This window comes from Pseudomonas fluorescens, from assembly GCF_902498065.1.
Classification (GTDB): domain Bacteria; phylum Pseudomonadota; class Gammaproteobacteria; order Pseudomonadales; family Pseudomonadaceae; genus Aquipseudomonas; species Aquipseudomonas fluorescens_BJ.
In genome coordinates, this window is sequence record NZ_CABVIR010000001.1 from 324993 (window position 1) to 344704 (window position 19712).

Sequence of the window (19712 nt, forward strand, 5' to 3'; positions counted from 1 at the left end):
GGGGCTCCTTCGGGTGGGGCTTTTGCGACATTGTCCTCTGGCTGAGCGCTTCTGTGAATCGCTACCATCGTAAGCGCCGTCGTTACTGGCTCGCAGCCTTGTCAAGATCTTCGTTTTGTTCAATAGCCAGCGATAAAAATGGATCTGTCCTACATCGGGGGCGGTGTTTTTCCTGCGTCGTCGTGGCGCGTTTTGGCTGTTAGAATCGCCAGTCGTTTTTTTTGGAGTTTACCCCGTGATCACTTCCCGACTTCGTACCCTGCGTGACCATATCCGTTGGGCCGTCAGCCGCTTCCATGGGGAGGATCTGTTTTTCGGCCATGGGACCGACAACGCCTGGGACGAAGCCCGTCAATTGGTGTTGGGTGCCTTGCACTTGCCGTGGGAAATTGCGGACAGCTACCTCGACTGCAATCTGGAAGACGATGAGCTGGTCAAGTTGCAGCGTTTGCTCAAGCGGCGCATCGAAGAGCGCATTCCGACCGCTTACCTGTTGGGTGAAGCGTGGTTCTGCGGCATGTCGTTCATTGTCGATGAACGTGTATTGATCCCGCGTTCACCGATCGGCGAGCTGATCGAAAAGCACTTCGAGCCCTGGCTGGGCGCCGAACCTGCGCGGATTCTCGACCTGTGCACCGGTTCCGGTTGCATCGGCATCGCCTGCGCCTATGAGTTCCAGAACGCCGAAGTGGTGCTGGCGGATCTGTCGTTCGAAGCGCTGGAGGTGGCCAACCAGAATATCGAGCGTCATGGCGTCGATGAGCGGGTTTACACCGTGCAGGGCGATGGTTTCGATGGCTTGCCGGGTCAGCGTTTCGACCTGATCGTGTCGAACCCGCCTTACGTCGATGCGGAAGATTTCGCCGACATGCCACAGGAATATCAGCATGAACCCGAGCTGGGCCTGGCCTGTGGCGACGATGGCTTGAACCTGGTACGACGGATGCTCGCCGAAGCGGCGGATCATTTGACCGAGAAGGGTTTGCTGATTGTCGAAGTGGGCAACAGCCAGGTTCACGTTGACGCGTTGTACCCGGAAGTTGACTTCGCCTGGCTCGATTTCGAGCGCGGCGGGCATGGGGTATTCATGTTGACGGCGGAGCAGTGCCGCGAGCATCAGGCGTTGTTCGCTTCCCGCGTCTGACTTTAAAAAGCCTTCGCGGGCAAGCCACGCTCCCACAGGTTTTATGTGTGCCGCATCATTGAGGTACGGCGCAAAACCTGTGGGAGCGGGCTTGCCCGCGATGGTCGCGCCGCGGTCTCAGATCTTTACCGGTGCGTCGCAATCCAGATCAACAACCCCGCCTGAAACACCGCAAACGCCACAAGACACGTGATGGTAAAACGCAGCCCTGCGTCTTCACGCTTGTACTTGCTGACCTTTTCTTCGTGCTTCTTCAGTTTCACTTCCTGCTCGGCCAGGTTCTGCTCGGCCTGTTGCAGCATCTGCGCAGCCTCGAGAATTTCCACCTGCTGCAGCTTCTCGGTGTTCCAGTCCGCCAACAAATCGCCGACTTGAACCTCTTTGACGCTGCCCTTCAAATGCTGGGCATCGGCATACACCACTTCAAACCCATGCGCCTTCAGAAAGTGATCGCGGCGCAGGCGTGTGTCTTCGTTCAGCGCGTCCTTGTTGTTCAGGTCGGTGCCGTCGACGGTGTAGCCGGGCCAGCGCTTTTTCGCCCAGGTAATGCCTTGGGCTGCCATGTAGCGCCCGATGCCACGGTTCATCGGTTCGATCTGCAAACCGCTGTCAGGCCCGAAACGCACACGTTTGGTGGCGTGATCGACCCACACATCAAGATGATTCTGTTCCTTGCGCACGCGCTGGCCGGGCAAGGAGATCGTCATGCGCAACAGGCTGTGTTTCTTGTCGTTGCGTTCGGCGTAACCGAATTCGACAAAGCGCAGTGGCCGTCCGCCAGTGTTGCGGTCAGTCTGCAACGGCGCCAGGCGGAGCATCTTATGGTGCTCGACGTGGACGTCCGCCCACGGCAGCTCGACCACTGGCGGTGCGTCTTTTTCAGCGGTGGTGTCGGGTGAAGTCGGGGTATCAGTCATAACGGCGAGATCCTGTCCAAGCTCAGCTTGCCGCCAGTCATAACGCTGGCGACAAAGGCTTATCGGCCGTTTTTTTCAGGACTGGAGGGCAAAAGAGCTTAACTGGGGCGAAGTCCGTCAATAAATCCGAGTATTCGCGTGCCCAGCTCGGCTGCCAGCGGCAATTGCGGATCTTTATAAGAGGCCAATTGCCGCTTGACGTCGTTGGGCACGATGCGCATGACGTGGTTCATGCCTTCGATCAGCGCCAGTTCGGCGTCGGGTTTGGCGGCTTGCAGCAACCTGGCGTCGCCTACACCGACCTGGATGTCGTTGCTGCCCTGAATGATCAGCGCCGGCATCTTCAATTTGCCGAACGCGGCCGCCGGGTCCTGGCGGAACAGCGAAATCAGGTACGGCTGCACGCTCGGGCGGAATATCACCTGAAGTTGCGGCGGCACGTTGTCATCGGTTTTCCCGGCCTTGAGGCTGTCGAGCAGTTCATTGCTGCGCAGCATCAACGGCGGTGGCAGGCGATTGCTCAACTGTTGGCGCAGGACCTGATCGATCGGCCGGGCGCTGCCAGACATGGAAATCACTGCCGTGGCATCGACGCTCGGCGCCGCGAGGCTGGCGATCAACGCGCCTTCGCTGTGGCCCAGCAGAATCAGTTGCCCGAAACGCGGATCGCTTTTGAGCTTGCGGCCCCACGCTTCGGCGTCGGCCACATAGGCCTCTACCGACAGATTGCGTTCGTCCGGGGTCGCCGCGAGGCTCGCCGCCACGCCGCGTTTGTCGTAACGCACGCTGGCGATGTTGTGTTTGGCCAGCACCCAGGCGAGGCGCTTGAGACTGTCGTTGCGTCCACCGTCGGGGTTATTGCCGTCACGGTCCGTAGGACCGGAGCCGGAAATGATCAGGACAACCGGCACGGGTTTGTCGGATTTCGGCAGCAACAACGAGCCGAAAAGCTCCCCGGTGCCGGTATCCAGTGTGATCGGACGTTGCAGGACGGTGGCCTGTACAAAGCCGGTAAACAAGGTAAGGCTCAAGGCTAAAACTCGCAGCATCATCACGCCATCATGAACAAGATGCCGGTTGGACTCGCGGGCACCCATAAGGTTCGAGGATGAACTAGTTGGGTAGCCTGCGTATACTGGCGCGCATTACGTATTCAGGTTCATTTCACGGAGCGTCCTGCATGTCCGGCAATACCTACGGCAAGCTGTTCACTGTCACCACCGCGGGCGAAAGCCATGGTCCGGCGTTGGTCGCCATTGTCGACGGCTGCCCGCCGGGGCTGGAGATTTCCCTGGAGGATTTGCAGCGCGACCTCGATCGCCGCAAACCCGGCACCAGCCGCCACACCACCCAGCGCCAGGAAGCCGACGAAGTCGAAATCCTCTCCGGCATTTTCGAAGGCCGCACCACCGGTTGCTCGATCGGCCTGTTGATCCGCAACACCGACCAGAAGTCCAAGGACTACTCGGCGATCAAGGACCTGTTCCGCCCGGCCCACGCCGACTACACCTATCACCACAAATACGGCGAACGCGATTACCGCGGCGGCGGTCGCAGCTCGGCGCGGGAAACCGCCATGCGCGTGGCGGCGGGTGCGATTGCCAAGAAATACCTGGCCACCCAGGGCATCGTCATTCGCGGTTACATGAGCCAGCTCGGCCCTATCGAAATCCCGTTCAAGACCTGGGATTCGGTGGAGGAGAACGCGTTTTTCTGCCCTGATCCAGACAAGGTGCCAGAACTGGAAGCCTATATGGATCAGTTGCGCCGCGACCAGGATTCGGTCGGCGCGAAGATCACCGTGGTCGCTGAAGGCGTGATGCCAGGGCTCGGCGAGCCCATCTTCGACCGTCTCGACGCCGAGCTGGCCCATGCGCTGATGAGCATCAACGCGGTCAAAGGCGTGGAAATCGGCGCCGGTTTCGCCAGCGTCGCCCAGCGTGGCACCGAGCACCGCGATGAAATGACCCCGCAAGGGTTCCTCAGCAACAACGCCGGCGGCATTCTTGGCGGCATTTCGTCGGGTCAGCCGATCGTCGCGCACCTGGCGTTGAAGCCGACCTCGAGCATCACCACGCCGGGCCGCTCCATCGACATCCATGGCAACCCGGTGGATGTCATCACCAAGGGCCGCCATGACCCGTGCGTCGGCATTCGCGCCACGCCGATTGCCGAGGCGATGATGGCCATCGTGCTGATGGATCACCTGCTGCGTCATCGCGGGCAGAACGCCAATGTGCACGTGAGCACGCCGGTGCTGGGTCAGCTTTAATGGCTGACCTGATAGCCGCTGCAGTCTGATCACAGTGGCGGCGCTTCCGTACTGGCGGCTCTCCAGTTTCTATCTGTTCTATTTCGCCTTGCTCGGTTCGACGGCGCCGTTCCTGGCGCTGTACTTCGATCACCTGGGGTTTTCCGCCGCGCGCATCGGCGAGCTGGTGGCCATCCCGATGCTGATGCGTTGCGTCGCGCCGAACATCTGGGGCTGGCTGGGCGATTACACCGGTCGGCGCCTGGCCATCGTGCGTTTCGGTTCGGTCTGCACGTTGCTGACGTTCTCGCTGATTTTCGTCAGCAAAACCTACGCCTGGCTGGCGATGGTCATGGCGTTGCATGCGTTTTTCTGGCACGCGGTGTTGCCACAATTTGAAGTCATCACCCTCGCGCATCTGAAGGGGCAGACATCCCGTTACAGCCAGATCCGCTTGTGGGGCTCCATCGGTTTCATCATCACCGTGGTTGCGTTGGGGCGGTTGTTCGAATGGCTCAGCCTCGACATTTACCCGGTGGCGCTGGTGCTGATCATGGCCGGCATCGTGGTCAGCAGCCTGTGGGTGCCGAACGCGCAACCGGTCCAGAGCGAAAGACCGGCGGCAGACGGGTTTCTCAAGCAATTGCGCAGCCCCGGCGTGTTGGCGTTTTACGCGTGCGTGGCGCTGATGCAGATGAGTCACGGCCCGTATTACACCTTTCTGACCTTGCACCTTGAGCGATTGGGTTATAGCCGTGGCTTGATCGGCCTGCTCTGGGCGGTCGGCGTAGTGGCCGAAGTGTTGATGTTTCTGGCCATGAGCAAGATTCTTGCGCGCTTCTCCGTACGCAGGGTGCTGCTGGCGAGTTTTCTGCTGGCGGCGCTGCGTTGGTTGCTGTTGGGTTCGTTCGCTGAATTCTTGTCGGTGCTGCTGTTTGCCCAGGTGTTGCATGCGGCGACATTCGGCAGCTTTCACGCGGCTGCCATCCAGTTCGTGCAACGTAGCTTCGGCGCGCGTCAGCAAGGGCAGGGCCAGGCGTTGTACGCCGCACTGGCCGGCACCGGCGGCGCACTGGGCGCGTTGTACTCCGGTTACAGTTGGAATGCCCTCGGGGCCTCGTTCACCTTTAGTATTGCCAGTCTGGCAGCCTTCGCCGCTGCCGTTATCATTGCCACACGAATGCAAGAGGACCGGCCATGAGCCTTACCCGTGAACACCTCGCCCAGGAAATCATCGACGCCGGGCGTTTTCTGTATGGTCGCGGCTGGTCGCCGGCCACCAGCAGCAACTATTCAACCCGACTGTCGCCGAGCGAAGCCTTGCTGACCGTGTCTGGCAAGCACAAAGGCCAGTTGGGCGTCGACGATGTGCTGGCCACTGATCTGTCGGGCAACAGTCTGGAACCGGGTAAAAAACCGTCCGCCGAAACCTTGCTGCACACCCAGCTCTATACTTGGCGGGCGGAGATCGGCGCGGTGCTGCACACCCACTCGGTGAACGCCACGGTGCTGTCGCGCCTCACGCCGGAAGGCTTCATCGAGTTCGAAGACTACGAATTGCAAAAGGCGTTCAGCGGCGTTTCGACCCACGAATCCCGGGTGCGCGTGCCGATTTTCGACAACGATCAGGACATTGCGCGTCTCGCCGCCAAGGTGCAGCCTTGGCTGGACGCCCATCCCGATTGTGTCGGTTATCTGATTCGCGGCCACGGCCTCTACACCTGGGGTGCCCGCATGAGTGATGCGTTGCGGCAGATCGAGGCCTTTGAATTTTTGTTCGAGTGCGAGTTGAAGACGCGCTCGATCCTGAACCGTTAAGGAGTTGCCCTGATGAGCAGCCTGTCCGTCTACCACGTCTCAAGCCCTGACATTCCGAACAAGGTGCTGACCCATTTCGAAGACATCGCCTCGACCCTGGCCGAGCAAGGTGTGCGCTTCGACCGCTGGCAAGCGGCGGCGAAAATCCAGCCTGGCGCCAGTCAGGAAGAAGTGATCGCCGCGTATCAGGAACAAATCGACAGGCTGATGACCGAACGCGGTTACATCACCGTCGATGTGATCAGCCTGAACAGCGATCACCCGCAAAAAGCCGAGTTGCGCGCCAAGTTCCTCGACGAGCACCGTCATGGCGAAGACGAAGTACGATTTTTCGTCGCCGGTCGTGGCTTGTTTACCCTGCACATCGACGATTACGTGTACGCCGTGCTGTGCGAGAAGAACGACCTGATCTCGGTGCCGGCCGGCACGCCGCACTGGTTCGACATGGGTGAGCATCCGCACTTCGTCGCGATCCGGCTGTTCAACAACCCGGAAGGCTGGGTGGCCAATTTCACCGGGGAAGACATCGCCAGCCGCTTCCCGCGTCTTGAGGACTGAGTCGATGCCGATCAAAGCGATTCTCACCGACATCGAAGGCACCACCAGCGCGGTGAGTTTTGTGTTCGACGTGCTGTTTCCTTACGCCGCCAAACACCTGCCGGACTTCGTTCGCCAGCACGCCGCGCGCGCTGATGTGGCGGAGCAGCTGGACGCCGTGCGCCGGGACAATCAGGAGCCGGACGCGAACGTCGAGCGCGTTATCGAGATTCTCCTGGGCTGGATCGCCGAAGACCGCAAAGCCACGCCGCTCAAGGCGTTACAAGGCATGGTCTGGGAGCAGGGCTATCAGGCCGGGCAGTTGAAAGGTCACGTGTACCCGGACGCCGTTGAAGCGCTCAAACGCTGGCATCAGCAAGGTTTCAAACTGTTTGTTTATTCCTCGGGTTCGATTCAGGCGCAGAAGCTGATCTTCGGCTGCTCCGAGGCGGGGGATTTGTCGCCGTTGTTCAGCGGCTATTTCGACACCACGTCAGGGCCCAAGCGTGAAGCGCAGTCGTACCAGCGCATCACCCAGGCCATCGGCCTTGAGGCGGCGCAGATTCTGTTCCTGTCGGACATCGTCGAGGAACTGGACGCGGCGCGCATGGCCGGCATGGTGACCTGTGGGTTGGCTCGAGAAGGCGGGGAGTTGGCAGGACACGTGACCGTCGACAGCTTCGCCCGGATCGATCCTTCCACGTTCTAACTGCCTAAACACATCCCCTGTGGGAGCGACCAGGCTCGCTCCTACAGGGGATGGGGTGCCGCTTCAAAAACAACTCAGGCCGTGAAGCGAAAGCGCTCACGGCCTGTTTGTTTACAGTGCTGGAATGTTTATGCCGAGTGATACGTCGGCAGTGCAAAGCGCTGTTGGCTTTGCAGCATGGAGATCTGCGGCAATTCGCTGGCCTGTTCAGCCAGGTCGCGGCGGATCGCACTGATCACCCAAGACAGCTGATCGCCCGCATGCAACTGCTGGTAGGAAACCGAGCGCTTGAACACTCTGCCTTCACTGCTGCGCAAGGTGAGCAGAATGCCACCGTCGGGACGTGCCTGGGTGGTGACTTCGAAGTTGGAGAACAGGGAAGAAAATTTTTCTTGGATCAGGTTCATGTCTATCAGCTCCGTAAGCTCTTGAATGGCAAGCATGCAGAGGTAGTTGCAGTGATTGTGCCAGCACCTGTTTTTTTAAAAATCGTTATAAATCAATAAGTTAATTTTCTACCGATTTTTTGCTTTCGTGCAATCTGCATGAATGGCCATCGTGCATCCTGCATTTTGCGAGATTAAAGACGATTCGATGGAACCATTGACCCCCTCGGGGATCGTGTTTCGACGCGGATACAAAACATTTCAAAAACCGCGTGTACAGCTCAAGAACCGTTGACGTATTTTCGGGCTCAATCACCGTCGCCCGACAATAAAAAGATCGAACGGGAGCACCCATGAGCCACACGACGAACGACACGATTACTTGGGGCATGATGCTCCGCAAGCTGCCATCCATTGCCAGAGCCATCCCCCGGGTGGTGAAAGGCATGAAAGCCGCCAACGTCAAGGACCCGACCCAACCGTGTGGCCTGGGCTGGACTTTCGAACAAGCGACGTTGCGCAATCCAGCGGGCCCGGCGTTGCTGCAGGGCGCGGTGGTGCTCACGTACTCCGAAGTCAATCAATGGGCCAATCGCATCGCCCATCACCTGATCGCCCAAGGCATCGGCAAGGGCGACGTGGTCGCGGTGTTCATAGAGAATCGCCCGGAACTGTTGGTGACGATCCTGGCGGTGGCCAAGGTCGGCGCGATCAGTGCCTTGCTCAACACCTCTCAAACCCGCGATACGCTGGCCCACAGCCTGAACCTGGTGGCGCCGGCAGCGATCATTGTCGGTGAAGAATTGGTGCCGGCATTTGCGGCGGTGCGCGAGCGGGTTTCGATCGACGCCGCGCGCATCTGGTTCGTCGCCGACCAGGACACCTATCGCCAACCGGGCGTTGCACCCCACGGTTTCATCAACCTGATGAGCGCGATTGCCGACAGCCCCAGCGACAACCCGGTCAGCAGTCAGCAGGTTTTTCTCGACGACCCGTGTTTCTACATCTACACCTCGGGCACCACCGGGCTGCCCAAGGCCGGGGTGTTCAAGCATGGACGCTGGATGCGCAGTTCCGCGAGCTTCGGTTTGATTGCGCTGGACATGCGCCCCGAAGACATCGTCTATTGCACCTTGCCGCTGTATCACGCCACCGGACTCTGCGTGTGCTGGGGCTCGGCCATCAGCGGTGCCTCGGGGTTTGCCATCCGCCGCAAGTTCAGCGCGAGCCAGTTCTGGAGCGACGTGCGCCAATACCGCGCGACCACCCTCGGTTACGTCGGCGAATTGTGCCGCTACCTGGTGGATCAACCGATCAGCGCCGACGATAACAAGCACGGCGTGACGAAGATGATCGGCAACGGCCTGCGCCCTGGCGCATGGCACGAATTCAAGACGCGCTTTGGCGTGAATCACATCTGCGAGTTGTACGCGGCCAGCGACGGCAACATCGGTTTCACCAACATCCTCAACTTCAACAACACTGTCGGTTTTTCCCTGATGTCCTGGGAGCTGGCAGCCTATGACCACGACAGTGGTGCGCCGACGCGTGAGGCCAATGGCTTCATGCGCAAGGTTGCCAAGGGCGAGCAAGGGCTGTTGCTGGCGAAGATCGACGACAAGGCGCCGCTGGATGGCTACACCGATCCGCAGAAGACTGAAAAAGTCGTGCTGCACGACGTGTTCGAGAAGGGTGACCGTTACTTCAACACCGGTGACTTGCTGCGCAACATCGGTTTTGGTCATGCGCAATTCGTCGATCGCCTGGGTGACACCTACCGCTGGAAGGGCGAAAACGTCTCGACCACCGAGGTCGAAAACATCCTGCTGCAACACCCGAACATTTCCGAAGCCGTGGCTTATGGCGTGGAGGTCCGCAACACCAACGGGCGTGCCGGGATGGCGGCGATCACACCGGCCGAGTCCCTGGCGACCCTGGATTTCAGCGAGCTGCTGGCCTTCGCCCGCGAGCAAATGCCGGCGTATGCGGTGCCGCTGTTCCTGCGGGTGAAAGTGAAGATGGAGACCACTGGCACCTTCAAATACCAGAAGACCCGGCTCAAGGATGAAGCCTTCGACCCTGGCAAAACCGGCGATGATCCGATCTACGCGTGGCTGCCGGGGACCGAGACTTACGTGCAGGTCACCGAGCAGTTGCTGACGGAAATTCACGCTGGCAAGTACCGTTATTGAATGTGGCTATGGCGTGCCTTGAGAAAAAACAAGTGACAGTGTCGGGGCCGCTCGGGAAACTGTCGGCTTTGCGAATAACTGTAAGTGGAGTCCCCAATGTCCGATCAAAGCCGCCAGATGACCCCCGAAGAAGCCGCCGAATTTGCCGAACAGGTTTTCAACAAGGCGCGCGAGGGCGATGCGGCCATGATGGCTGCGCTGTTGACCAAAGGTCTGCCGCCTAACCTGCGCAACCACAAGGGCGACACCTTGTTGATGCTGGCGGCTTATCACGGCCACGTCGAGACGGTAAAAGTCTTGCTCGAGCACAAGGCCGATCCGGAAATCCGCAACGACAACGGCCAGAGCCCGATTGCCGGCGCGGCGTTCAAGGGCGACCTGGCGGTGGTCAAGGCGTTGGTTGACGGTGGTGCGCTGGTGGAAGGGGCGTCGTTCGACGGCCGCACCGCGTTGATGATGGCGGCGATGTTCAACCGCGTGGAAATCGTTGATTACCTGATCAGCAAAGGGGCCGATCCGAAGGCCAAGGATGCCAACGGGGTGTCTGCGCTGGATGCCGCGAAAACGTTGGGTGCGGTGGATACCACTGCACAATTGGAGAAACTGCTCGGCTGACTGGACGTCTGACCCCGGAACCCCTGAAGGAGCAAGCCTGCTCGCGATGGCTTTGTGACAGACGCCTGGTTTTGATGGCGTACATATCCGTTCCTGCGGTAACGGATATGTACATAAACCCGGCCGCCAAGGTCCCTCGCTTTACTTCAATAAACCCAAACCTCAACCCGCCGATTCTTGATCCGCCCCTCATCCGCACTATTGGCCGCCACCGGCATCTCGGCGCCAAAACCACGAATCTCGCGAAATACCACGCCGCGTTTCACCAGCTCCCGCCGCACCGCCATGGCCCGCAGTTTCGACAGCAGGTCGGCCCGTGCCGGATCGCTCTTGGCATCGCCAAACCCCACCAGCGTTACCTGCCGGTTGGTTTTCTGGTTCTGCTGGAGGTAATCGAGCACCCGCGTCAGGTCCTGTCGGGCCTTGTTGTCCAGGGTCGCGCTGCCTTCTTCGAAGCGGAAATTCACGGTGAGGCGCTGGGCGTGGCGGCTGAGCGCCTGATAACCCTCGGGCATCAACGCATTCGGTGTGACCGCCATGGCCTGGACGGTCTGAGCAATAAACCCGTTAGCCGCGACAATGGCCTGGCCGTTGCTGCTTTGCGCGAACGCCACCAACGCTTCGGCCCAGGGATTTTTGCCGTTGGGCGGCAGGTAAAAGAACAGCCGTCGTGACAGCGGATAGTCTTCCGTGGCGATCAGGCTGTTAAGCGGCGGCATGGCCTGGGATTGACCATCGACAATCGCCACGGCTTTGGCCTGGCGCACGTAGGGCAGGCCGATAAAACCAATGCCTTGCGGGTCGAGGCTGACCGCGTCGGACAATTGCTCGCTGGATTCGAAGCGTTTCGCCGCACTGTTCAGCGTTTTCCCACGACGACTGAGGACGACTTCCTTGAAGGTGTCGTAGGTGCCCGATTGGTCATCCCGCGCGTACAGATGAATCGCTCCGCCGTGGCCGCCGAGCGCTTCCCAGGTGCGGGCTTCGCCGCTGAAGATGCGCGCCAGTTGCTCGGTGTTGAGTTGATTCAGCGGGTTTTGCGGATGAAGGATGATTGCCAGGCCATCAATGGCGATGACCTGCTCGGCGCCGGGGCTTTTCAGATCGCCGAGGGATTGCAGGGCCAGCAGTTCGCTGTCTTTGATCGGGCGCGAAGAGGCGGCAAGGTCCGCGGTGGCATTTTTCAGGGCCGTGAAGCCGGTGCTGGAGCCGTGGGCCGCGATGTCCACTTCGACCCGGCGACCCTGCGCGGTTTCGCCGACTACGCGCAGTTCGTTGGCCGTGTCTGGCGCTTCGCTGCGGACCTTGAGCAAGCCTTGCTCGCGCATCAAACCCTCGACCAGCGCCGGGCCCAATGCCGCGCCAATGGTGTTGGAGCCCTGAATGCGCAGCACCGGCCCCTGTTTGGGCGTCGGCAAATCACCGGCCGACGCGCTGATGGGCAGCCCGGCGCACAGCATTAACAGGAAGAAAACGCGCAGCGTCATGCTGGCACCTTTAAAGAACAAAGTAAGTGCCGGGAGAATAAGTCAGTAAGATTTCCGAAAGATGACAGTTATCAACATTGTAGGAGCGAGCTTGCTCGCGATGAGGGACTGGCATTCAACATTGATATTGACTGACGGTGCGCTATCGCGAGCAAGCTCGCTCCCACAGTTGATTTGTGTCGATGTTGAGGGGATCAGCTCAACTCAAGCCAGATCGGCGCGTGATCCGAAGGCTTTTCCATTCCGCGGAGTTCGTAATCCACGCCCGCATCCTTCACCCGCGGCAACAAGCCGTGGGACGCCATGATCACGTCAATCCGCAGTCCGCGCTTGGGTTCATCCTCAAAGCCACGGCTGCGATAGTCGAACCAACTGAAGCGGTCGGCCACGTCCGGGTTCAGGTGGCGAAAACTGTCCACCAGACCCCAGTTCTTCAAGCGCGCCATCCACTCGCGTTCTTCCGGCAGGAAGCTGCATTTGCCGGTTTTCAGCCAGCGTTTCATGTTGTCCGGGCCGATACCGATGTCGCAGTCTTCCGGGGAAATATTCACGTCGCCCATTACCACCAGCGGCTGTTCGTTTTGGAACTGGCTTTCCAGCAAGTGCTGCAGATCGTTGTAGAAACGCTCTTTGGCCGGGAACTTGGTCGGATGGTCGCGGCTTTCACCCTGTGGGAAATAGCCGTTCATGATGGTCACCGGCACGCCATTGGCGTCGGCGAAGGTGCCCCAGATAAAGCGACGCTGCGCATCTTCTTCATCGGTGACGAAACCTTTGTGCAGTTCCAGCGGTTCCTTGCGCGAGAGCAGGGCAACGCCGTAGTGACCCTTTTGCCCATGGAAATACACGTGATAGCCCAAGGCCTGGACTTCGGCCAGCGGGAACTGGTCGTCATGGACTTTGGTTTCCTGCAAGCCGATCACGTCGGGTTGATGCTTTTCGATCAGCGCCGCCAGCTGATGGGGGCGAGCGCGCAGCCCGTTGATGTTGAAGGAGACGATCTTCATGGTCGGCAGTCCTGGCAAAAGGGCGATGCTAGCTGACCTGTGGGAATCGGGCCAGTCTGGGGTGAGACGATTCGCGTGTGTCAGCAAGCCTTGTGTCGACGTTGAAGGCCTCTTCGCGAGCAGGCTCGCTCCCACATTGATCGGTGTCACGCCGAAGTTATCGCGACTGGTCTATACCTTTGTGGGAGCGAGCCTGCTCGCGAAGACGGCTTAGGCCCCAATACTCATTCCGGATCAACAAGGAACTGTATGGGCGCAGACAAACTCGTAACAACAAGAGCACAGCCATTTGAGCTGTCCCGGGGAGATCAACCGTTATGCCCGAAACCTCGACCGCCATCGCCGATATCCACATGCTCGACAGCGGCTATTCCCGCGAAGCCCGTTCCCTGTTGTACCAGGCCTACCGCCACGAACCGACCTTCGGCTACCTCTTCGAAGCCGAGCGCCCCGGTTATGAACAGCGGGTCCGCGCCACCGTGCGCGAACTGGTCAAACAGCACTTTCTTCAGGATTTGCCGGCCATTGGCCTGCTGGTCAACGACCGTTTGATCGGCATTGCCCTGATCGCACCGCCACAACGTCGCCTCGGCATCACCGAAAGCTGGGCCTGGCGCCTGCGGATGGTGCTCAGCACGGGGTTTCGCTGCACGCGCCGCTACCTCGAATACCACGATGCGGTCATGGCCTGCGTGCCGTCCGACTCGGTGCACTTGCTGCCGTTGTTGGGGATTCATCCACAATTCCAGGGCAAGCACTTCGGCGAACAACTGCTGCAGGCAGTCCATAACTGGTGCGCGGTAGATGAGCATTCCCAGGGGGTAGTTCTCGACACCGGGAATCCGCGTTATCTGGAGTTCTATAAACGTCAGGGCTATGAGGAAATCGGTGAAGTGGCGGTAGGACCGATCCGCGAGCACGTGTTTTTTCACGCCAACCCGCAGGTGCTGCAAACCGCCTCGGCATAAACGGTAGAACTTTCGCGGTGCGCGAGGCTCTATCACGCTCCCAAGCTCGTGATAGCATCCGCGCCTATGAAGTTTCCAGGAAGAATTACCAGCGGCGTGCTGATGCTGATCACCAGCTGCGCGGCGCTGGCGCAAAGTGAATTGGATGTGCGGATCAAACCGTCCAACGATGAACTGAAGGCCAATATAGAGGGCTATATCGGCAGCCTCGGCGATCGTGACGAAGAAGCCTTGTTGCGCTTCAGTCGTGGCGCCGAAGAACAGGCGCGCAAGGCCGCCCAGGCCTTGGGTTATTACCAGCCACAGATCGACACGGACGTGAAGGGCGGCAAGACTCCGCGCCTGGTCATGAACATCGATCCGGGCGAGCCTGTGCATTTGCGCAATGTCACTATCCGTATCGACGGTCCTGCGGCCTCCCTCAAAGCCTTTCGTGTGCCGAAAAGCGCCGCGCTGAAAACCGGTGCGGTGCTCAATCATGGCCGCTACGAAGACGCCAAGCGGCTGATCCAGAACCAGGCTTCGCGTTTCGGTTTTTTCAGTGGCTACTTCACTCGGCAGAAGCTGTCGGTCGACCCGCGAGCGGGCGTTGCCGACATCGAACTGATCTATGAAAGCGGCCCGCGTTATGCCCTCGGCAAGGTCAGTTTCGAGGGCGATACGCCGTTCGACGAAGAACTGCTGCAACGCATGGTGCCGTTCAAGGCCGGCGCGCCGTATGACTCCGAACTGATCGCCGAACTCAATCAGAACCTGCAATCGAGCGGCTATTTCGAAGGCGTGCGCGTCGACGCCGCGCCGACGGCGTCCAGGAACGATGTGATCCCGGTGGACGTCAAACTCCAAACCCGCAAGCCACGGACCATGGGCCTCGGTCTGGGTTTTTCCACCGACGTCGGCCCACGGGTCAAGGCCAACTGGACCCGGCACTGGGTTAACCCTCAAGGCCACAGCTATGGCTGGGAAACCGAAGTCTCGGCACCACGCCAAAACGTCGGGCTGTTCTACGACATTCCACTAGACCCGCCGCTGACCGACAAACTGCGCTTCGCCGGTGGTTATCAGAGCGAAGAAATTGCCGATAAGGACAGCCTGAGCAAGCTGCTGACCCTCGGCCCCGAATGGCACAGCAAGTTGCCCAGCGGCTGGCAGCGGGTGGTGTCGCTGAAATGGCAGCGCGAAGAATATCGACTCGGCGATGATTCGGGGCTTAGCAATCTGCTGATGCCCGGCGTCAGCTATTCCTACCTGAAAAGCGACAACCGCATCGACCCGCACAACGGTTATCGCTTGCAATTCGAAAGCAAAGTCGCCAAGGAAGGCTTGGGCTCCGACACCAACCTGCTTTACGGCACGGCGCTGGTCAAAGGCCTGACTACGGTCTTTGATAAACACCGCTTCCTCGGCCGGGTGCAGGTGGGCGGAAGCGCCACCAATGGCTACAAATCGGTGCCACCGTCGCTTCGTTTCTTCGCCGGCGGCGATCAGAGCGTGCGCGGTTACGACTACCAGAGCCTGTCCCCGGAAAACTCCGACGGCGACCGCATCGGTGGCCGCTACATGATTGCCGGCAGCGTCGAGTATCAGTATTCCATCGCCGAAAAATGGCGGGTTGCGACGTTTGTCGACCAGGGCAACTCCTTCAACAAACTCGAACTGCCCGACCTCAAGACCGGCGTGGGTATCGGCGTGCGCTGGGTGTCACCGGTGGGGCCGATTCGCCTCGACCTGGCCCACGCGCTGGACGATGACGGCGGCATTCGACTGCACTTTTCCATGGGGCCTGAGCTGTGAAGCGTGGTTTGAAAGTAACGCTGCTGGCGATTCTCGCGCTGCTGATGCTGGTGCTGCTGACCGTGACCACGGTGCTGGGCACGGCGACGGGCAGCCGTTGGGCGCTCGGCTTTGTGCCGGGTTTGACCGTCGAGAATTTCCAGGGACGACTGGGCGGGCAGTGGAGCGCCGACCATTTGGTCTGGCAGCAAGGCACCAGCCGGGTTGAGCTGAGCAAAGCGATTTTCGCCTGGTCTCCGTTGTGCCTGACGCGCATGACCCTATGCATCGAACAGTTGAAGGCCGATCAGGTCAGCCTGCAATTCCCGCCGGGCCCCGAAGAAGAAAGCAGCGGACCGATTACATTGCCGGACCTGAAGTTGCCACTGGCCATCGAGCTGGGCGATGTGCAGGTCGGTAGCCTGCTGTTCAACGGCAGCGAAGAACTCAAAGGCCTGCAACTGGCGGCACATTGGACCGCGCAAGGTTTGCAGATCGATTCCGTGCAACTGCAACGTGACGAACTGAGCCTGAACCTGTCCGGCCTGCTGCAACCCAGCGGCAACTGGCCGCTTAAAGCCGAGGGCAAACTGACGTTACCGGCCCCCGAGCCTTGGGCGCTGGCGCTGAAAATCGACGGCGACCTGCTGAAAACCTTGAAGCTCACCGCCGACAGCAGCGGTTACCTGAACGGCCAACTGACCGGCGAGTTGCAGCCGCTGGTGGACAACCTGCCGGCCAAGGTGCGGATCACCGCCGACGGCTTCAAACCCAGCGCTGACCTGCCGGACACCCTGCAACTCAATCAGCTAGAACTCAGCGGCGACGGCGATCTGAAAAACGGCTACCAGTTGCGTGGCAACGCCACGCTGCCCGCCGAGCAAGGCCCGGTTGCACTGATGCTGCAAGGCAAGGTCGACGCCAACGGCGCGCAGATCGCCGCACTGGACCTGACCGCCAACGACAAACAAAGCCTCAAGCTCTCTGGCGTTCTGGACTGGAGCAAAGGCCTGAACGCCACAGCGAAAATCGACTGGCTGGACTTCCCCTGGCACCGGCTCTATCCGCTGATCGACGAACCTGAAGTGGCGTTGCGCAGCTTCAACGGCGAAGTCTCCTACACCGACGGCCAATACCTCGGCAACTTCAAAGCCGCGCTGGATGGCCCGGCCGGGGCGTTCAGCCTGAGCAGCCCGTTCGCCGGCGACCTGACAAAAATCTACCTGCAACAAATCCAGCTCGAAGCCGGGCAGGGCAAGGCCCAAGGGCACCTGAACCTGCAATTTGCCGATGGCATTGCCTGGGACACCGCGCTCGACCTCTCGGCGATCAACCCGGCGTATTGGGTCGCGGAGTTGCCGGGCACCCTGGCCGGACCGTTGCGCAGCAAAGGCGAGATGAAGAATGAACGGCTCAGCCTGAATGCGGACCTCGATTTGAAGGGCAAGCTGCGTGGGCAACCGGCGGTTCTGCAAGCCAAGGCCGATGGCAGCGGCGAGCAATGGAACCTCAGCGCGCTGCAAATCCGCCTCGGTGACAACAGCATCACCGGCAAGGGCAGCCAGCAACAGAAACTCGCCGGCCAGATCGACATCAAGCTGTCGCGCCTGGCCCAGCTCTGGCCGCAACTGCGTGGTCAACTCAACGGCCGCGTCGATGTCGCCGGCACGCTCAAGGCGCCGCAAGGCAAGCTCGGGCTGCAAGGCACGCAACTGGCGTTCCAGGACAATCGCCTGCAAAGCCTCAACCTCGACGCCACCCTCGACAGCGCGCAACGGGCGAAAATCGACTTCAAGGGCAGCGGCATTCAGGCCGGCGACACCTCGCTGGGGACACTAACGGCCAGCGGTCAGGGCGATATCAAAAACCAGAAACTGGCGCTCGATCTGCAGGGCCCGCAACTGAAGCTGGCCCTCGGCCTCGATGGCAATCTGGATAAAGGCAACTGGCGGGGGCGTCTGGCCAGTGGCGATATCCAGGCCGGCGGCCAGGACTGGAAACTGCAAAGCCCGGCGAAACTCGAACGGCTGGCGGATGGCCAAATCAACTTCGGCGCCCATTGCTGGATGTCCGGCCCGGCCAGTCTGTGCGGCGAAGACCAGCGCCTGATGCCAGAGCCGAAGCTGCGATACCACCTCAAGCAATTCCCGATCGACAGCCTGGCGCAGTGGTTGCCAAAGGACTTCGCCTGGAAGGGCCGCCTCAACGCCGACCTGCAACTGGACCTGCCCGCCAGCGGTCCGAACGGCCAGATCAGCCTCGATGCCAGCGGTGGCACCTTGCGCATAAAGGACAAGGATCAGTGGCTGGACTTCCCGTACCAGACCCTGAAACTCACCAGCAAACTCACGCCCAAGCGCATCGACACCGACCTCAACTTCGTCGGCGGCAAACTGGGTGAGTTGAGTGTGCAGGCGCAAATCAACCCGTTGCCGAAGAACAAACCACTGAGCGGCGCGTTCCGTCTCAATGGACTCGACTTGTCCGTGGCGCGACCGTTTGTGCCGATGGTCGAGAAACTCACCGGACGCCTGAATGGCAGCGGCACGATTGCAGGCACGCTGATGGCGCCTCTGGTAAATGGCAACCTGCTGCTCAGCGACGGCGAGATTTCCGGGCCTGAGCTGCCGATGGACCTTGAGGCGTTGCAGCTTCAAGCGCTGATCGCCGGTGAAACGGTGCAGTTGAACGGCGGCTGGAAAAGCGGCAAGAACGGGCAGGGCAGCCTGAACGGCAATATCGCCTGGGGCCAGGCGCTGGTGGTGGACCTGGCGCTCAAAGGTACGCAGTTGCCGGTCACCGTCGAACCGTACGCCAAGCTCGAAGTCGCACCGGACTTGAAGATTTCGATGAAGGGCGACGAGCTGGCCATCGCCGGCAAAGTGTTGGTACCACGGGGCGAAATCACCGTACGCGAGTTGCCGCCGTCGACGGTCAAAGTGTCCGATGACACGGTGATCATCGGCCAGCAAACCGAAGAGGGCAAACCGCCGCTGGCGATGAAAATGGACATCGATGTGGCGGTCGGCGAGGACAAACTCAGCTTCGCCGGGTTTGGCCTGACCGCCAACCTGCAAGGGCACGTGCACATCGGCGACAACATGGACACCCGTGGCGAGCTGTGGCTCAACGACGGGCGTTACCGGGCCTATGGCCAGCGGTTGACGGTGCGTCGGGCGCGCTTGCTGTTTGCCGGCCCGATCGATCAGCCGTATCTGGACATCGAGGCGATTCGCCAGACTGACGACGTCATCGCCGGTATTCGCCTGAGCGGCAGCGCCGAGCAGCCGACCACGCAGATTTTCTCCGAGCCGGCGATGAGTCAGGAACAGGCCTTGTCCTATCTGGTGCTGGGGCGTCCGCTGAGTACCACCGGTGAAGACAACAACATGCTGGCGCAGGCCGCGCTCGGTCTGGGTTTGATGGGCAGTTCCGGGGTGACCGGCAAACTGGCCAGCGATCTGGGGATTCAGGATTTCCAGCTCGATACCGAAGGCAGCGGCAATACGACCAGCGTGGTTGCCAGCGGCAATATCTCCGAGAAGCTCAGTCTGCGTTATGGCGTGGGTGTGTTTGAACCGGCCAACACCATTGCCTTGCGCTACAAGCTGAGCAAGAAGGTCTACCTCGAAGCGGCGGGTGGCGTGGCCAGTTCGCTGGATATCTTCTACAAGCGGGATTTTTAGTTCCCGTTCCTCCAAAAGACCGAGTCGCTTCCATCGCGGGCAAGTCGCACCGCCGCTCCCACAGGGATCACACTGAACCTGTGGGAGCGGCGGTGCGACGATTCGACTTGCCCGCGATGGCGTCGGGGTGCTCACCACAAAACTCCTGCCATTTATCCGCTAAATACAAAGCAACCTAACTATTACGTTGACATTCGCTGCCTAGGCAGTAACATCTCGACA

At 60.2% G+C, this 19712-nt stretch carries 16 protein-coding genes; 11 read left to right on the forward strand and 5 right to left on the reverse strand.

The window, feature by feature from the left end; translation table 11 throughout:
- Nucleotides 1–235: 235 nt before the first annotated feature.
- Nucleotides 236–1144 carry a 50S ribosomal protein L3 N(5)-glutamine methyltransferase gene (gene prmB, locus F8N43_RS01625; RefSeq protein ID WP_150631094.1) on the forward strand — a complete coding sequence of 303 codons (909 nt, stop codon included), beginning with the start codon at nucleotides 236–238 and terminating at the stop codon, nucleotides 1142–1144.
- Nucleotides 1145–1269: 125 nt separating this feature from the next.
- Here the strand turns inward: prmB and F8N43_RS01630 are convergent, their stop codons facing one another.
- Complete coding sequence (locus F8N43_RS01630; RefSeq protein ID WP_150638720.1) at nucleotides 1270–2061, reverse strand: hypothetical protein; 792 nt, start codon at nucleotides 2059–2061, stop codon at nucleotides 1270–1272.
- Between the two features lie 98 nt (nucleotides 2062–2159).
- Nucleotides 2160–3158 (reverse strand): alpha/beta hydrolase, encoded by a 999-nt coding sequence (locus F8N43_RS01635; protein WP_150631096.1) that lies wholly within the window; start codon nucleotides 3156–3158, stop codon nucleotides 2160–2162.
- An 83-nt stretch (nucleotides 3159–3241) separates the two neighbouring features.
- Here F8N43_RS01635 and aroC point away from each other — a divergent pair, with 83 nt between their 5' ends.
- The 5 genes from aroC to mtnC are packed head-to-tail and all read left to right on the forward strand — an operon-like array spanning nucleotide 3242 to nucleotide 7376.
- Nucleotides 3242–4333: a chorismate synthase gene (gene aroC, locus F8N43_RS01640; protein WP_150631097.1), complete on the forward strand. Its 1092-nt coding sequence runs from the start codon at nucleotides 3242–3244 to the stop codon at nucleotides 4331–4333.
- A gap of 34 nt (nucleotides 4334–4367) precedes the next feature.
- The gene (locus F8N43_RS01645; protein ID WP_150653088.1) at nucleotides 4368–5513 is read left to right on the forward strand and encodes an MFS transporter; all 1146 of its coding nucleotides are present in this window, start codon (nucleotides 4368–4370) and stop codon (nucleotides 5511–5513) included.
- Complete coding sequence (locus tag F8N43_RS01650; RefSeq protein ID WP_150653089.1) at nucleotides 5510–6130, forward strand: methylthioribulose 1-phosphate dehydratase; 621 nt, start codon at nucleotides 5510–5512, stop codon at nucleotides 6128–6130. Before F8N43_RS01645 ends, F8N43_RS01650 begins: the two co-directional genes overlap by 4 nt.
- A gap of 12 nt (nucleotides 6131–6142) precedes the next feature.
- Nucleotides 6143–6688, forward strand: a complete 546-nt coding sequence (locus F8N43_RS01655) for a 1,2-dihydroxy-3-keto-5-methylthiopentene dioxygenase (RefSeq protein ID WP_150631100.1) — start codon at nucleotides 6143–6145, stop codon at nucleotides 6686–6688.
- 4 nt (nucleotides 6689–6692) lie between these two features.
- Nucleotides 6693–7376: an acireductone synthase gene (gene mtnC, locus F8N43_RS01660; protein ID WP_150653090.1), complete on the forward strand. Its 684-nt coding sequence runs from the start codon at nucleotides 6693–6695 to the stop codon at nucleotides 7374–7376.
- 128 nt (nucleotides 7377–7504) lie between these two features.
- Here the strand turns inward: mtnC and F8N43_RS01665 are convergent, their stop codons facing one another.
- Nucleotides 7505–7783, reverse strand: coding sequence for a DUF3509 domain-containing protein (locus F8N43_RS01665; RefSeq protein WP_150631102.1), 279 nt, complete (start codon nucleotides 7781–7783; stop codon nucleotides 7505–7507).
- A gap of 332 nt (nucleotides 7784–8115) precedes the next feature.
- On the opposite strand from F8N43_RS01665, the gene F8N43_RS01670 reads away from it, so the two are divergent.
- Together F8N43_RS01670 and F8N43_RS01675 are read left to right on the forward strand one after the other, a co-directional pair.
- Complete coding sequence (locus tag F8N43_RS01670; protein WP_150631103.1) at nucleotides 8116–9954, forward strand: long-chain-acyl-CoA synthetase; 1839 nt, start codon at nucleotides 8116–8118, stop codon at nucleotides 9952–9954.
- A 96-nt stretch (nucleotides 9955–10050) separates the two neighbouring features.
- The gene (locus F8N43_RS01675; protein ID WP_150631104.1) at nucleotides 10051–10569 is read left to right on the forward strand and encodes an ankyrin repeat domain-containing protein; all 519 of its coding nucleotides are present in this window, start codon (nucleotides 10051–10053) and stop codon (nucleotides 10567–10569) included.
- 146 nt (nucleotides 10570–10715) lie between these two features.
- Here the strand turns inward: F8N43_RS01675 and F8N43_RS01680 are convergent, their stop codons facing one another.
- Nucleotides 10716–12056 (reverse strand): substrate-binding domain-containing protein, encoded by a 1341-nt coding sequence (locus F8N43_RS01680; RefSeq protein ID WP_150638714.1) that lies wholly within the window; start codon nucleotides 12054–12056, stop codon nucleotides 10716–10718.
- A gap of 194 nt (nucleotides 12057–12250) precedes the next feature.
- Nucleotides 12251–13063 carry an exodeoxyribonuclease III gene (gene xthA, locus F8N43_RS01685; RefSeq protein WP_150631106.1) on the reverse strand — a complete coding sequence of 271 codons (813 nt, stop codon included), beginning with the start codon at nucleotides 13061–13063 and terminating at the stop codon, nucleotides 12251–12253.
- A gap of 317 nt (nucleotides 13064–13380) precedes the next feature.
- Between xthA and F8N43_RS01690 the strand changes: the two genes are divergently transcribed.
- The 3 genes from F8N43_RS01690 to F8N43_RS01700 all read left to right on the forward strand — a co-directional run bounded on the left by F8N43_RS01690 (nucleotide 13381) and on the right by F8N43_RS01700 (nucleotide 19490).
- On the forward strand, nucleotides 13381–14031 hold the full coding sequence (locus F8N43_RS01690; protein WP_150631107.1) for a GNAT family N-acetyltransferase: 651 nt from the start codon (nucleotides 13381–13383) through the stop codon (nucleotides 14029–14031).
- Between the two features lie 66 nt (nucleotides 14032–14097).
- The gene (locus F8N43_RS01695) at nucleotides 14098–15825 is read left to right on the forward strand and encodes an autotransporter assembly complex protein TamA (protein ID WP_150653091.1); all 1728 of its coding nucleotides are present in this window, start codon (nucleotides 14098–14100) and stop codon (nucleotides 15823–15825) included.
- Complete coding sequence (locus F8N43_RS01700) at nucleotides 15822–19490, forward strand: translocation/assembly module TamB domain-containing protein (protein WP_150653092.1); 3669 nt, start codon at nucleotides 15822–15824, stop codon at nucleotides 19488–19490. The genes F8N43_RS01695 and F8N43_RS01700 overlap by 4 nt, the downstream gene beginning before the upstream one ends.
- Nucleotides 19491–19712: the final 222 nt, after the last annotated feature.